This is a genomic window from Streptomyces sp. URMC 127 (assembly GCF_051386535.1).
Lineage (GTDB): Bacteria > Actinomycetota > Actinomycetes > Streptomycetales > Streptomycetaceae > Streptomyces.
The window spans coordinates 63,234-78,398 of the sequence record NZ_JBPQTW010000001.1 but is presented as its reverse complement, the minus strand read 5'-3'; the positions used below and the strand labels follow the sequence as shown (position 1 = coordinate 78,398).

Here is a 15,165-nt window from a genome sequence, read left to right as displayed (position 1 = left end):
CAGGATAACCGGATCTGCAGCGGAAAACCCCACCTACCGCAACCCTTATGTGGCCACTACAGCAAGAAGCGCTACATTAGCGTGACAGTTTAATGAGGCGGTTACCAGCTACGGCTACGGCTACGGCTACGGAGAAGCCTCAGCTACGGGCAGGAGAGACAGCACGTGATCACGTACAACAAGCTCTTCATCGGTGGCACCTGGACGGAGCCGAGCGACCCCGAGCCGCTCGTCATCCTCTCCCCGCACGACGAGTCGGTCATCGGCCGCGCCGTCCAGGCCCGGCCGGCCGACGTCGACCGCGCAGTGGCCGCCGCCCGCGCCGCCTTCGACGAAGGCACCTGGCCGAACACCCCGCCGGCCGAGCGGGTCGCGGTGCTGCGCCGACTCAACGCCCTGCGCGAGGCCCGGGCGGAGGAGATCGCAGCCCTGATCAGCGCCGAGAACGGCTCCGCGGGCTGGTTCACCCGCGCCGGGCAGCCGGGCCTGTCCCGTCAAGCCGACGCCTACCTGAAGGCGGCCGAAGACCTGGCATGGGAGGAGGTGCTGTCCCCCACCGACCCCGCGGCCACCGTCCGCAGCATCGTCCGCCGGGAGGCCATCGGCGTCGTCGCCGCCGTCATCCCGTGGAACTCACCGTTCTCGGCCGCCATGGCGAAGATCGTTCCAGCGCTGCTGGCCGGAAACACGGTCATCCTCAAAGTCTCGCCGGAGAACTCGCTGAGCATGGCGCTGCTGGCCGAGTTGCTCTCCGGCTGCGGGCTTCCCGAGGGCACGATCAGCGTGCTGCCGGCCGACCGCGAGACCAGCGAGCACCTGGTGTCCCACCGCGACGTCGACAAGGTCGCGTTCACCGGCTCGACCCGCGCCGGCCGCCGGATCGCTTCGATCGCGGGCGAGCAGCTCAAGCGGGTCAGCCTGGAGCTGGGCGGCAAGTCCGCCGCCGTCTTCCTGCCCGACGCGGACCTCGCGAAGTTCAAGGCGGGCCTGAAGTTCTCCTCCCTGCTCAACAACGGCGAGGCGTGCATCGCGCACACCCGCATCCTCGCCCCGCGCAACCGCTACGAGGAGGTCGTCACCGCCGTGAAGGAAGTCGTCGAATCGCTGAAGGTCGGCGACCCCCGGAACCCGGACACGTTCATCGGTCCGATGATCCGCCGCGACCAGCAGCAGCGGGTGCGGGACTACGTCGAGACCGGTATCAAGGAAGGCGCGCGCCTGGTCACCGGCGGTCCCGGGGTGCCGACCGGCCTGGAGACGGGCTACTACGTCACCCCGACCGTCTTCGCGGACGTCGACAACTCGATGCGGATCGCCCAGGAGGAGATCTTCGGCCCGGTGCTGGTCGTCATCCCCTACGAGGACGAGGACGACGCCGTGCGCATCGCCAACGACTCCGCGTACGGCCTGTCCGGCGGCGTGTGGAGCGCGGACGAGGCACACGCCCTTGAGGTCGCCCGCCGCATACGGACGGGCACCGTCACGATCAACGGCGCCCCCATCGGCTTCGACGGCCCGTTCGGCGGCTTCAAGGCGAGCGGCCTGGGCCGCGAGTACGGCTTCGCCGGGCTCAACACCTACATCGAGTACAAGACCATCACCGCCTGACGTCCCTGCACGTCGACCTCCCGGGCACGCCGGTGCCCAGCCGTCGAACGGTGACCGCCCAGCGCGAGCCGTCAGGCCGGGCCGGCCCGGCGGCTCACCTCTCGGGGGCTGCCGTCTCCCTCAGTTCGCCGCCGGTCAGCTGCAGCCACCGGTTCACGCCGATGTTGTGCAGGAACCGTTCGTCGTGGCTGACCACCACGAAGGCTCCCTGGTAGGAGTTCAGGGCGCCTTCCAGCTGACCCGTGCTGACCAGGTCGAGGTTGTTCGTCGGCTCGTCCAGCAGGAGCAGGTGCGGGGCCGGATCCGCGCACAGGACGCACGCCAGGGTGGCGCGCAGCCGCTCGCCGCCGGAGAGGACACCGGCGGGCAGGTGGGCGCGGGCGCCCCGGAAGAGGAAGCGGGCGAGCAGGTTCATCCGCTCGGCCTCCGGACGCTCCGGGGCGTACGCGGCGAAGTTCTCGGCCACCGTACGGTCCAGGTCCAGCAGGTCGAGGCGCTGGGAGAGGTAGGCGATGCGCCCGCCGGCCCGCTTGATCTCGCCGCTCTCCGGAGTCAGGTCGCCGTTGAGCAGGCGCAGCAAGGTGCTCTTCCCGGCGCCGTTGGGGCCGGTCAGGGCGATGCGTTCCGGGCCTCGGATCGTCAGGTCGGCGCCGTCTCCGGCGAAGACGTCCGTGTCGCCGAGCCGGACGCGGAGCCGTTCGCCGAGGAAGAGGTTCCGTCCCGCGGGCACGTTGGTGGCGGGCAGGTCGACGGTGATGCGCTGTTCCTCGCGCAGTGCGCGCCCGGCCTCGTCCAGTCTGGCCTTCGCCTCGCTGACCCGGCCGGCGTGCATCTGGCCGGCCCGTCCGGCGGCTTCCTGCGCGCCGCGCTTCATGTTGCCGGCGAAGATACGGGGCAGGCCGGCGTTCTTCAGGTTGCGGGCGGCGTTGCTCTGGCGGCGTTCGGCGCGCTCGCGGGCCAGCTGCATTTCGCGCTTCTCGCGCTTCAGCTCCTGCTCGGCGCTGCGGATGTTCTTCTCGGCGACCTCCTGCTCGGCGCGGACGGCTTCTTCGTACGCGGTGAAGTTGCCGCCGTAGAAGCGGAGTTCGCCGCGTTCGAGTTCGGCGATGCGGTCCATGCGGTCGAGCAGGGCGCGGTCGTGGCTGACGAGGAGCAGGCAGCCGTTGAAGTCCGCCAGCACGTCGTAGAGCTTGTGCCGGGCGGCGAGATCAAGGTTGTTGGTGGGCTCGTCGAGCAGCAGCACGTCGGGCTGCTTGAGCAGTTGGGCGGCGAGACCGAGGGTGATGACCTGGCCGCCGCTGAGGGTGCTCAGCGCGCGCTCCAGCGTGACGCCGGCCAGGCCCAGGCGGTCGAGCTGGGACCGGGTGCGCTCTTCGATGTCCCAGTCGTCACCGATGGTGGCGAAGTGCTGCTCGTCCACGTCTCCCGACTCGACGGCGTCGATGGCCCGGATGACCGGGGCGACGCCCAGGACGTCGGCGACGGTGAGATCACCGGCCAGGGGAAGGCTCTGCGGCAGGTAGCCGAGCGTGCCGGCGACGGAGACGGAACCGGCACGGGGCTGCAGGTCACCGGCGATGAGCTTGAGCAGGGTGCTCTTGCCGGTGCCGTTGGGTGCTACGAGGCCGGTGCGGCCGGAGCCGAGAGCGAAGGACAGGTCCTGGAAGACGGGGGTGTCGTCGGGCCAGGAGAAGGACAGGTTGGAGCAGATGACGGAAGCGTCGGACATGGAGGTGACCTCGTGAGGAAGGAGGCAGGGATGACAGCACTGCCTCGACAGCAGACAAGGGGGAAGAAGAGACGACAACGAAGCCACTGCGGCGGCGCCTCTGCGCACCGGCCGGTGGCCTGTCGGGTCCGGGTATCACCCGGAGATGTCGTCGTCCACCACCATGTCCGGTCTCCTCACTTCATGATCAGTTCCGTGCAGTGTAGCAACAGGGGTGAGGGGCCGTGAAGGCGTTTTCGTCCCGCGGATCCCTCGCCACCGGGCCGGGTGGCGGCCGGCTGTCGTTCCCTGCACAGGCAGGACGTACCGCGTCCGAAACTCACCCACGAACTTTCGTCTCCCGCATTGCCGAGCGCACGCGGCCCCCGCTTGCATGGCTTGCCTGACAATTCCGCGGAAGGGAAGCGGAAGGGAAGAAGAGGGGGAATCGTGCGTCCGAGAAAATGCAGACAGGCACGCATCGGATTACCGGGTGCGGCAGCGCTGATCGGCGTTGCCGCACTCGTCGTTTCCGCGGTTCCGGGGACGGCGGGGGCCGCGCCGGGGCCGCACACGAGCCCCGGAGAAGTGATCCCGGGACAGCGCACGGCGACGCCCGGGCTGGTGAGCGGCATCCGGGAGCCGGTGGCGGCCGGGGGAAGCGCCGCCGACGCAGCGATCGGGCACCTCGCCGCCAAGGAGAACCGTTACCGGATCGCCCGCCCCGATCGCGACCTGAAGCCCGTACGGACCACCACCACCGGCCGCGGCGAAACCGTACGGCTGAGGCAGCAGCACCGAGGCGTCTCCGTCCTGGGCGGGGAGTACATCGTCCGGATGGAGAACAAGGACGGCGAGAGAGTCGTCACCGGCACGTCGGGAAAGTACTTCACCGGCCTGAAGGTCGCCACCGAGCCGGAGGTGGACGCGCAGGCGGCGGTCGGCCTGGCGGTGGGCGCGGTCGAGGAGCAGTTCGGCCCGCGGCGGTCCGGCGACGGTCCGGAGGGCGCCGATGAGCCGCTGACCGGCACCGCCCGCGGTCTCGTCGTCCTTCCCCGCGGTGCCGGGGTGCTCACCCAGCACGTCACCGTACGGGGCACCGACCCGGCCACCGGGCTGCCCGTCCTGGTCGAGGTGTACATCGAGGCGAAATCCGGCCATCCGGTCCTCCAGTACAGCGGCCTCAAGTCGTTCACCTCTCCCCCGCAGACGCCGGAGGCCGGGCGTTCAGCCCGTTCACGCACATCCTCTACGTCCTTCACGCCCTTCACAAAGAACGACGGCGGGACGAAGGGCTCCGGCGTCAGACTCGACGGGAAGACCGTCGAGCTTCAGGTGGACCACGACGAGGCTCGCAAGGAGTACGTGACGCGCGACCGCAGCCGGACCCCGGCCGGCAGCGACACGAACCTGATCTCCACCTGGGACGCGCGCGGCCTGACCTGGGGCGAAACGGCGGGCAAGTGGCCCATTCCCGGTCTCAAGGAGTTCGGCTCGCCCACCCCCGCCTTCGGCCCGGAAGCCACCGGCCTCGGCGTGGTGGACGCCCACTGGGCAGCGGGCATGGTCCACGACTACTACAAGAAGGTCCATGGCCGGGACGGCCTGGACGGCCGGGGCATGCCCGTCAACTCCCTGGCCGGCCTGGGCCTGGAGAGCGCCTACTCCGTGTGGGACGGCGTCAAGGTGACCTACGGCGGCGGCAACCAGGAGTACCGCCCGTACTCCTCCGCACTCGACGTCGTCGGCTACGAGCTGACGCACGCCGTCGTCGAGAACAGTGCGGGCCTCGTCCCCGCCGCACAATCCGGCTCCCTCGGAGAAGCGATCGCCGACTACTTCGGCAACGCCATCCAGAGCGACGCGTACGGCCTTCCCATGGACAGTCCGGACTCCGGGCTGCTGGGCGAGACGCTGTGCCGGACGAAGGGACCTCGCGCGTGCGCCGCCCGTGACATGAACGACGGCCGGACCACGTCCAAGTCCTTCCTCGGCGTGGCGTTCTCCAACGACAACGGCGGAGTCCACCTCAACTCCACCATCTTCTCGGGCGCCCTCTGGGACATCCGCGAGGACCTCTCCCCCACCCTCGCCGACAAGATCGTCTACAAGGCGCTCACGGAGTACATGACCCCGATGGACGGCTTCACCGAGGGCCGGGCCGCGGTACTCGCCGCTGCCCAGGACCTGAAGGTCTCCGGCAAGGAGCTGACGGCCGTCGAGCGGGCCTTCAACGCCCACGGCATCGTGCCCGGCTGGGAACTCGCCCTCGGCGTCGACTCCGACCTGCTCTTCGGCAGGATCAACACCGATGCCGCGGTCGGGACCGGCGGCGGCTGGTGGGTCACGTCGAAGGCCGGTGACGACGGCGCCGAACCGAACTCCGTCTGGTCCGGACGCGTGGACGGCACCGGCGCGCCCCGGCTCATCAGCCCCAACGACGGGCGGTACCACACGCGCGCCGCCACCGACGGCAAGACCGTGGTGTGGAAGGCGTCCCGGGGCAGCAGGTCACCGGAGGTCCTGGCCCGGCCGCTCGCCGGCGGCCCCGTCAAGAAGCTCTTCTCGACCAACGCCTACCAGGCCGGCATCAGCTCGCTCCACGTGGAAGGGAAGATCGTCACCTTCACCCTCCACCGGTACCGCGGCGGCAGCCGCGTCATCTATCTGCGGATGGGCGAAACGGATCCCGTTTCCATCGAACCCGCGAGCCCCGGACGCCACTTCGCGACGGGCAATCCGTCGCTCAGCAACGGCCGGATCGCCTTCTCCCACTACCACCGCGGTGCCTACGACACCGAGGTCCTGGACGTCGCGACCGGCAAGCGGACGGTGATGCAGCAGCTCGGCACGCCGCGGGGCACCGGCGCTACGGCCATCACGGCCACCCACGTCTACTGGCTGGCCTCCCACGACCCGGAAGCCTCCGTGACCGCAGTGCGCCGCGCGAACCTCGACGGCACCGGCACCGTCGACATCAGCCCCGCCGCGGGCAAGGACGCATGGCAAGGAAGGGCCCTGACCGCCACCGACGCAGCGGTGACCGTCTCGGTGTGGATGCCCGACGAGAAGATCCACCGACTGTTGCAGCTCTCCCCCGACGGAACACGCTTCGGGCGGGTCTCCTGCAACCGCGGCGAGCAGATCGCCCTCGCCTCGGCGGGCGGCAGGCAGGTGCTCTGGGTCGACCCGACCACCGGCTACAACAACCTGGTCACCCGCGTCCGCCCGGCAGGCACCTGCAACTGAACCCCGGTCGTACGACCGGACGCCGCTGACCGGCGACTCCCGCTGGCCAGCGGCGTCTGAACAGGCAGGGGCGTCTCTGCCCGGGAGGGGCATCTCTACCTGGCAGGGGCGCCTACCCGGTAGCGGCGCCCCGCTCGATGATGATGCCGACCGTGTGGCCACCGCTGAGCGGCCGGGGCTTGACGAGCTCCAGCCGCAGCCGGCGTACGGGAAACTCGTCGAGGATCATCTGCGCGGTCCGCTCGGCCAGGGTCTCGACGAGCTGGAACGTGCCGGCTCCGACGAACTCCCTCAGGCGTTTCGCGACGACGCTGTAGTCCAGCGCCTCGCGAAGGTCGTCGGCTGCGGCGGCCGGAGTGATGTCCGTGGCGAGCTCGACGTTGATCACCACGATCTGCTCGACCTGCCGTTCCCACTCGGCGACGCCGATGAGGGTCGGGATCTCCAGGCCGCGGATGAATACGGTGTCCATGCCCTCCATACGGCCCGTACGGCCCGCGCGGCCCGTACGGTCGATCTGTTCCATGTGTTCCCCGTGTTTCATGATGCCGGTGCCTTTCTGTGCGACCCAGCGCTGTTCACTGCGCACCGGAAGCGGATCCGGAGGCTCCGGAGAACAGCGCATGCGCGGTCCGGTAGGCGTCGAGGAAGTGCTCCCGGTCGACCCACGGCTTGGCCAGGGCGTAACGGCGCCAGTCCTGGCGGGCGTCGAGGAGTTGCTCCGTACGTATGTGGAAGTAGCGTTGCCGGCACCACAGCCCGTCGGCGCTGATGGCCCACTGTTCGTTCGGCAGCTCGATGATCCGGCCGAGGTCCTGCTGCTCCTGTCCCGTACGAGCCGCGATCGCCGTGCGGAGCGTCGCGACCAGCAGGCGCAGCAGCCCGTCGATGTCGCGCAGGGCGGCCGCCGCCGTGACGGTGGAGGCCGTGCCGGGCACCGTCCCTGTTCGCCGGGCGGTGAGCCGGCGGGCCGCGGCGGACGCCTGCTCGTCCCGCGCCCAGACGGTCTCGGAGACCGCGGAACCGCCCCGGTCCTCCAGCATCAGGGAGAGGACCTCGCCGGCGCTCGGGCCGGGCTGCGCCTGGGGCGGTACGGCGGGGGTGGCGTTCCGGCGCAGGTCCAGGCGCAGCCACAGGTCGGAGCCCGGGAGCCTCGTGCGCACACCGCCGTCGTCCACGGCCTGCAGGCCGGCGGCCTCGCGGAGGAGGGCCGCCAGACGATCCGCGGTGGGCGCCCGTTCGGCGTCACGGAGCAGGAGTTCGCGCCGCCGGTGACGGTCGAGGAGGCCGTCCCGGCTGGTCTCGCCGAGGGTGTCGAGCCGGGCCCGGGTGGCGCGCATCTGGGCCTGGATGTCCGCCAGGTCGCTGGAGAGGGCGTCCTGCGTGCTCCGGAGCCGGCGTTCGAGCACGCGGCCGAGGACGAGGAGGGGCACGATGAGGACGAGCGAGCTGCCGAACTGCAGCAGCAGTCCCGGCGTGTACTCCTCGCCCTGCATCAGCCAGCCCCACACCACCAGTGCGAGCCCCACCAGCGTGGCGACGGTGAGGACGGTGATGTCTCCGGGTGGTCGAAGGCGGCTCGGCCAGGGCCGCCAGGGCAGTCTTCCGTGATCGGTCACCGTCCGCCTCCCCCGTACACAACGTGCTTCGTTGTGCGTACCAACCGGTAGTCCGGCTGCGATAGTTCAGAGTAAGGGTTCGGGAGCGGAGCGTAGCCCGTCTGGCCGAAGTCCGGGGCGGCTCCGTTCTCCCGGACGGGGCCCGGGCGGCCCCGCGACTTCTCAAGGGGGAGCCGTGCTGGGATGCACTGCGGATCCCGGGTGCCGGGTCATCGGCATGCCGGTCGCCTACGGTCTGGAGACGTTCAAGGACCGCACGCACGAACGGGCCGACGTGATGGCCCGTCTCACCGACCCGCGGGCCCGCCTGGTGGCCATCATCGGGCGGCGCGGGATCGGCAAGAGCGCGCTGGCCGCCAAGGTGGCCGAGCAACTGGCGAGCAGCGGGAGCGGGACGGGGCAGGCCTGGAGGGGGATCGTCAACGTCAGCAGCCGGACGTCCGGCATCTCCCTGGAGCGGATCTTCCATGACTGTGCCAGGCTCCTGGGCCAGGCCCAGCTGGAGGAGTTGCTGGAGGTGTGGACCAGCCAGCGGGCCACGGCCGACAAGGTGGCGCAGCTGTTCGCCGCTCTCTCCGGCGGGCCGTACCTGATCCTGCTGGACAACTTCGAGGACCGGCTCGACGACCGCGGAGAGCTGTGCGACCAGGAGCTCACCGCGTTCTTCGACGCCTTCTTCAGAACGCGGCACGGCGCCAGGATCCTGATGACCACCCAGGTGCCCGTAGCCCTTCCCCCCGAGCTTCGCCGCTACCAGTCCCGCCTCTACCTCGACCAGGGGCTGCCCGTGCCGGACGCGGTCGAGCTGCTGCGCGAGCTCGACGCGGACGGGGAGACCGACATCGTCCGCGCCTCGCGGCAGGATCTGGAGCGCGCCGTACGGCGTGTGTACGGAGTGCCGCGGGCCCTGGAGCTGATCGCGGGCGCGCTGAGCGAGGACTATCTCACGCTGCCCACGCTCGACGAGGTGCTGGAGACGTTCGTCGAGCGCGGGGACGTCATCGCCTACCTCGCCCAGGACCGGTTCCAGCGGCTGGACGCGGAGAGCCGGCTGGTCCTGGAAGTGCTCGCCGCGTTCGGCCGCCCGGCCTCGCGGGACGCCGTCTCGTGGGTGCTCGGCCCGCTGGCACCGGATGTCGACGTCCCGGCGGCGCTGGCACGGCTCGCCTCGCACGGCCGCATGGTCACGGTCGACCGCGCCCGCCGCATGTTCGCGCTGCACCCCATGGACGCGGACTTCATCTACGGGGAGCTGCCGTCCGACGGCCTGCTCGGCTGCCGTTCGCTCAACCGCCGCGTGGCTGACTGGTACGCCCGGCAGAAGCCGCCCCGCGAGCAGTGGCGGTCGGTGGACGACGTGCTGCTGCACCGCTACGAGTTCGACCACCGGATACGCGCCGAGGACTACGAACCGGCCGCGGCGGTCCTCGACGAGATGGACTACTTCCTCACCTGGCGCGGCTCCGTGGGCGCGGCGAGGGACATGCACCAGAAGTTGTCCGGGCGCCTGCACGACGACGAGACCCGGCTGGCCCACCTGGTCGGCTTCGGCCTGGTCCTGCTGTTCGGCGGCCCGCACCACCAGGCCGCCCACGTGCTGGGAGAGGCCGCCGACCTCGCCGAACGTTTGGGTGACCAGCAACGCCTGGCGCAGGCGCTGTTCGCCCTGGGCGACACGTACCGCCAGCTCAACCAGCTCGACGAAGCCATCCGCCCGCTGCAGCGCGCCGTCGAACTCGAGGACCGGCTCGGCGACGCCGAGCGCCTCCTGCGCGCGCTGATGAGCCTCAGCCTCACCCACAGCTACCGGGGCGAGGTGCGGGAAGCGCTGGAAGTGGCCGAGACCATGCGGGCCAGGTCGCTGGAGCTCTCCGACGACCTGGGCCGCGCCCAGGCGAACGACGCGGCGGCCTGCGCGTACTTGGCCTCGGGCGACTGGAGCCGCGCCCTGGCCATGGCCGGCGCAGCGACCGCGCTCTACGAGGAAGTGGGGGTGACGGAGGCGCTGGGATACGTCCACAACGTCCAGGGGGTCGCCTACCTGGGGCTGGGGGACGTGGAGCGGGCCGAGGCCGAGTTCGTCCAGGCGAACACCGACGGCGCCGCCGTGGGATCGCCGCGCACCGAAGGGATCTGCCTGTACAACCTGGCCTGGGCTCACTGGACGGTCGGCCGCCATGCCGACGCCCTCGCCGCGGCCCGGCGTTCGAAGGCGGCCTTCGAACGGGCGGCGGTGAGGGGCACCGAGGTCGCGGACAGGCTGGCCCGCGCCGCGCAGGCGGTGGTCGCGGGCGAGGCGGGCGAGGCAGCGCGGCATCTGCGCGCCGCTGCCGAGCAGTCCAAGGGAAATGCGGACTTCGTCCCTCCGGCCTGGTTGCTGGCGGAAGCGGAACGGCTGACGACGGAACGGCAGACGACGGGCAGCGCTGACTGACGGTCTGCGTACCGTCTGCTGACCGCCCACTGACCGTCTGCTGATCCGGAAATACGGGTCGCTGCGGTCTTCCGGGGGAAGGCTCCTCCGGGGCAGGGTGTCTCTCCGGGCCCCGGGGAGCCGGGGTGCTTGGGCTTGAGCTTGGGCTTGCGTTTGCACTGGCGCTGGCGCTGGCTCCCGCTTGCGCTGAAAGCCCGGCACCCGGACACGGGCCGTACCGCTGACCGCTTACCGCACGCCGCTTCGACCCGGAAGGTGCGCATGACTTCTGCTGCCGCCGGCCCGCCGCCGCCCGGCCCCGCCGGCCGCCGCCGTGACCTGCAGGACTGCGAACGGGCCCTGGTGGCGGCCGCCTCGCGCTACGGACGGGAGCCGGGCGAGGAGGTGGTACGCGCCTGCATCGCCGTCCTGGAAGACCTCAATGCCCGTGAGGGCGGCGAGGGCGCCGAGGCCCCGGGATCGGCCCCGGGCTCAGGATCGGGATCGCACGACGATGCCGACGGCCTGCGCGTACGCACCCTGCGCGTCCTGCTCACCGCGTCCGAGCTGTGGTGGCGTGACGGAAACGGGGGCGGGGGCGGCGACGGCACCATCGGCGTCGAGCCGTGGCCGGCCGTGCCGGTGCGCACGCTCGTTGCCCGGGCCGAGGCGGGGGCCTCCCGCGCCGCCGACCCGGCGCTGAAGGCGACCGCCCGGCACATGGCGGGCCAGCACCTGGTCGTCACCCACAGCCTCGATGCCGCGCTCGCCGCGCTCGCGGAGGCCGTCGAACTCGCCCGTTCAGCGGGAGACACGTTCACCGAGCTGGAGGCGCTCACCGATCTCGGCCACTGCACGGTCGGCCGGGACCTCAAGGCCGGCGTCGGCATGCTCGAACGGGCCGAGACGCTGGCCTCCCGCCCACCGAGCACCTTCCTGCACCCCGAGCAGGCGGCGCTCCTTCCCATGACCCTCGCCCGGCTCACCGGTCACATCGGCGTCGCCGCGTTCGACCGCGGCGCCTTCGACACCGCCGAGAGCCGCCTCCGCGACTCCCTGCGCCGCCTGTCACCCCGGAACACGCCCGGTCCGTACGCGAAGATGACCAACTTCCTCGGCCAGCTGCTGACCGCGGCGGGACGGTTCGAGGAGGCCGAGTCTCTCCTGACCGAAGCGGTCGGCCGGCTCGCGCCCCGGGCGACCGCGAGCACCCATCAGGGCTACAACCTGGGGCTGCTCGGCAAGCTGTACCTCGAATGGGACCGCCCCGCCCAAGCGGCACCCCCGCTCCTCGCGGGCTGGGACCACCTTCGTGCCGCCCCCCACGTCTCGCTCCTGCCTCTGCTGCGGAACTACCTGGGCGAACTGCTGATGCACCCCGGCTACGCCGACCGGGACGTCAGCCGCGCCTGCGAGCTGTTCACCGAGACCGTCGAGGAGTGCCGCCGCACGGGCTTCCAGCGCAGCGAGATTGCGGCCCTGATGCTGGGAGCGCGCGGCGCCTTGCAACTCGGTGATCCGGAACGGGCACTCGCCTTGAGCGGCCGGGCGGTGGAACGGCTCGCCGAGACGGGCGAGATGCCTGCCCTGCGCTCCGAGGAGGTGTACTTCACCCGGTACGAGATCCTCCGGTCAGCGGACCGGCAGGAGCAGGCCGGTCACTGGCTGGACCGGGCGAGGCAAGTCCTGCTGGCCAAGGGCCGTACGATCACCGATCCGGCCGCACGCAACGCCTTCTACACCCGGGTCCCGACCAGCCGCGCCATCCTGACCGCGCACGACCGGCGAGGGGACACCGCCTAGGCCGGCACCGTAATCGAAGTAATCGAACAGCGGTCTCCCCTTCGTGCGGGGCCTGTGCTGGACTGTCCCGGCACAGTCCGCACACGGCGATGGGGTGAAGGCGATGCCTCTTGAGGGCGAGTACGAGCCGAGTCCGGCGCAGTGGGTGCGCGAGCAGGTCGAGCTGTACGAGAGTTCGGGTGGCACACAGGGCACGACGCTCTGGGACACGGGCCTGCCGGTCGTCATCGTCACGATGCGCGGCGCGAAGAGCGGCAGGATCCGCAAGATTCCGCTGATGCGCGTGGAGCACGAGGGGCGGTACGCGGCGGTGGCCTCGAAGGGCGGCTTCCCGCGCCACCCGGTCTGGTACTTCAACCTCAAGGCCGACCCGCGGGTGGATCTCCAGGACGGCCCCGGACGCCAGGGCATGGTGGCCCGTGAGCTGACCGGGGACGAGAGGGCCCGGTGGTGGCAGCGCGCGGTCGCCGCGTATCCGCCGTACGCCGAGTACCAGGAGAAGACCGACCGGGTGATCCCGGTCTTCGTACTCGAACCCGAACACCTGGCCGGGCCGACGCATGCCCCGATGGGCGACCCGCCATAACCCGCCCTTCATCGGAAAACTGCCCTATCCTGCACAAAGAGCAATATTTACCGACAAGGCCCATCAAATCGGCCAAACAACGATGCCTATAGTATGACGGGTGTTTTCGCGAATAAGCTGCAGAAACAAGTCCGCCGCGTTGCTTCGGCCACGGGCGATCCTGTGGACCACCGCGGGTGTGCTGGTCCTCGGGCTCCTCATCGCGCTGGAGATCGTGGCGCGGCGCTGTGCCGGCGTGCCGGGGCCACTGACCACCCAGGTGGGCGAGGTGATCTTCGCCCCCAAGCCGGGGCCGCTGTACGGCGGCATGGCGCTGATGATGGTGGTGCTCACCTGGCGGCAACGGTTCCTCGCAGCCGCTGTCGCGATCGGCATCGACATCGTCTTTGTACTGATCCGGTGGGCACTCGACGTCAAGGTGCCCGAGGGCCATTACTTCGGCAACGGTGCGCTGTGGGTGCTGCTGGGTTACGGGGTCATCGCCGTCACGCGCCGCACCGGCCAGGAACGCACCCTGCTGCTGAAGGGCGTCGGACTGGGCCTGCTGCTGGTGACCGGCCGCAAGATCGGCGACTCATGGCTGCTTATTACGTCGAAGACACGACCGATGGTGCTCGACCAGTACGTGGCAACCGCCGACCACGCGCTGGGCAACCCCTCCTGGCTGGCAGGCCGCATCGTCAAGGCCACGGCCCCGATCGGTGACCACGTCCTCGACCTGGTCTACGGGCAGCTCGCGGTGGCCGCGGTCGTCGTCGCGCTGTACCAGCTGCGCAACGTGGCGGCCGAGCGGCGCTTCCCGAGCCACCACCTCGTGCGCACCTTCCTGGTCATCGGCCTCCTCGGCCCGGCCATCTACATGATCTTCCCCGTCGTCGGCCCGGTCTTCGCCTACGGCCCGGGCGCCTCAGGCACCGGTGGGGTGGAGTGGGCGGTGGCCGATCTGTGGCCGCACACAACGCCGCCGATCAGCGCCCCGCATCCGGTGCTGTACGACGGGATCACCCCTCGCAACTGCATGCCCAGCCTGCACACGGCGTGGGCCACCGCGATCTTCATTCATTCCCGTAAGGGCCCACGGCTCCTGCGGTTCGCCGGGGCCTTCTGGCTGGTCGCCACCCTGACCGCAACGCTGGGCTTCGGCTACCACTACGGCGTGGACCTCGTGGCCGGTGTCGTCTTTGCGCTCACGATCGAGGCGGCGATGCGCTCGCTCGACCGCGGCTGGGACCGGTCGGGAACCCGGCTGGTCGCCTACGGCACAGCCGTCTTCGCCGCGCTCTTGGTGTCGTACCGCTATCTGCCGATGGAGATGGCCGAGTACCCGTGGGTGTCGGGGCCGCTCCTCATCATGGCGATGATCTCAGTGATCTACGGCTATCTGCGGACCACCAGGCGGTGGGACAAGGAAGCCCCGGAGTCTGCACCGGCGCAGCAGCCGGAATCGCAGCCCGAACTGGTCTGAGCAGGCTGCGCACCCCGGGCAGTCACCGGCGCGGCCGCTCACCCTGTTCCATGGCCGAACGCAGCAGCACGGCCATGGACTGCCCGGCCGCTCGCAGCGGCTCGCGGCTGCGAGCGGCCCGGGACAGGATGAATGCCCCCTCCAGGATCATGACCAACGAGTAGGCGAGCGACCGTGCCGTGTCGCTGTCGGGGACCCAGCGGGCGAACCACTGCTCACCTGCTTCGACCCATTCAGTGAAGACGTCCGCGGTGGCGATGCGGAGAGTCTCGTTGGTGCTGGCGACTTCCAAGGCCACCGTGGCGATCGGGCAGGCGTCGGCGTACTCGGTCGCCTCAAGGTCGTCGGCGGCCGTCTCGAAGGCGTGCGTGACGGACTCGACCGGGTCCGCGACGGTGTCCAGCAGTGCCATCACCATGCGGCCGTACGCGGCTCCGGCGGTGCGGACCGCTTCCTCGGTCAGTTGCTGCTTGCCGCCGGGGAAGAAGTGATAGATGGACCCGAAGGGTGCGTCCGCTTCCGCCGCGATCCGCTTCAGGCCGGTGCCCGAGTAGCCGTTGCGGCGGAAGAGCAGCGTCGCTGCGTCCTGGATTCTGGTCCGGGTGTCCGGCCGGCCTTGTTCCTCCTGGCCCTGCCCCATCGCCCTTCGCTCCCTCCGCACCGAGGTCTAGGCGCGCTTCGCCCACCTCCGCTAGATTACAGTAGAACGATCTA

Annotated in this window: 10 protein-coding genes; 6 read left to right on the top strand and 4 right to left on the bottom strand. The window is 70.5% G+C overall.

Annotated elements, in window-relative coordinates; genetic code table 11:
• Positions 1–165: 165 nt before the first annotated feature.
• On the top strand, positions 166–1,608 hold the full coding sequence (locus tag ACSNOH_RS00390; RefSeq protein WP_436719085.1) for an aldehyde dehydrogenase: 1,443 nt from the start codon (positions 166–168) through the stop codon (positions 1,606–1,608).
• Between the two features lie 94 nt (positions 1,609–1,702).
• On the opposite strand, the gene abc-f is transcribed toward ACSNOH_RS00390, so the two are convergent.
• Positions 1,703–3,337 carry a ribosomal protection-like ABC-F family protein gene (gene abc-f, locus ACSNOH_RS00385; protein WP_436719084.1) on the bottom strand — a complete coding sequence of 545 codons (1,635 nt, stop codon included), beginning with the start codon at positions 3,335–3,337 and terminating at the stop codon, positions 1,703–1,705.
• A 567-nt stretch (positions 3,338–3,904) separates the two neighbouring features.
• Here abc-f and ACSNOH_RS00380 point away from each other — a divergent pair.
• Positions 3,905–6,565 (top strand): M4 family metallopeptidase, encoded by a 2,661-nt coding sequence (locus ACSNOH_RS00380; RefSeq protein WP_436719083.1) that lies wholly within the window; start codon positions 3,905–3,907, stop codon positions 6,563–6,565.
• 112 nt (positions 6,566–6,677) lie between these two features.
• Here ACSNOH_RS00380 and folB read toward each other — a convergent pair whose 3' ends face one another.
• Entirely contained in the window at positions 6,678–7,091 is a 414-nt protein-coding gene (gene folB, locus ACSNOH_RS00375) for a dihydroneopterin aldolase (protein ID WP_436719082.1), read from the bottom strand.
• Between the two features lie 52 nt (positions 7,092–7,143).
• The gene (locus tag ACSNOH_RS00370) at positions 7,144–8,184 is read right to left on the bottom strand and encodes a hypothetical protein (RefSeq protein WP_436719081.1); all 1,041 of its coding nucleotides are present in this window, start codon (positions 8,182–8,184) and stop codon (positions 7,144–7,146) included.
• Positions 8,185–8,359: 175 nt separating this feature from the next.
• On the opposite strand from ACSNOH_RS00370, the gene ACSNOH_RS00365 reads away from it, so the two are divergent.
• The 4 genes from ACSNOH_RS00365 (at position 8,360) to ACSNOH_RS00350 (ending at position 14,451) form a co-directional block, all read left to right on the top strand.
• A complete protein-coding gene (locus tag ACSNOH_RS00365; protein ID WP_436719080.1) occupies positions 8,360–10,618 on the top strand; it encodes a tetratricopeptide repeat protein in 2,259 nt (752 codons plus the stop codon).
• 261 nt (positions 10,619–10,879) lie between these two features.
• Positions 10,880–12,400, top strand: a complete 1,521-nt coding sequence (locus tag ACSNOH_RS00360) for a hypothetical protein (protein WP_436719079.1) — start codon at positions 10,880–10,882, stop codon at positions 12,398–12,400.
• 103 nt (positions 12,401–12,503) lie between these two features.
• A complete protein-coding gene (locus ACSNOH_RS00355; RefSeq protein ID WP_436719078.1) occupies positions 12,504–12,986 on the top strand; it encodes a nitroreductase family deazaflavin-dependent oxidoreductase in 483 nt (160 codons plus the stop codon).
• A gap of 157 nt (positions 12,987–13,143) precedes the next feature.
• On the top strand, positions 13,144–14,451 hold the full coding sequence (locus tag ACSNOH_RS00350; protein ID WP_436719169.1) for a phosphatase PAP2 family protein: 1,308 nt from the start codon (positions 13,144–13,146) through the stop codon (positions 14,449–14,451).
• Positions 14,452–14,473: 22 nt separating this feature from the next.
• Here ACSNOH_RS00350 and ACSNOH_RS00345 read toward each other — a convergent pair whose 3' ends face one another.
• The gene (locus ACSNOH_RS00345; protein ID WP_436719077.1) at positions 14,474–15,091 is read right to left on the bottom strand and encodes a TetR/AcrR family transcriptional regulator; all 618 of its coding nucleotides are present in this window, start codon (positions 15,089–15,091) and stop codon (positions 14,474–14,476) included.
• Positions 15,092–15,165 lie beyond the last annotated feature (74 nt).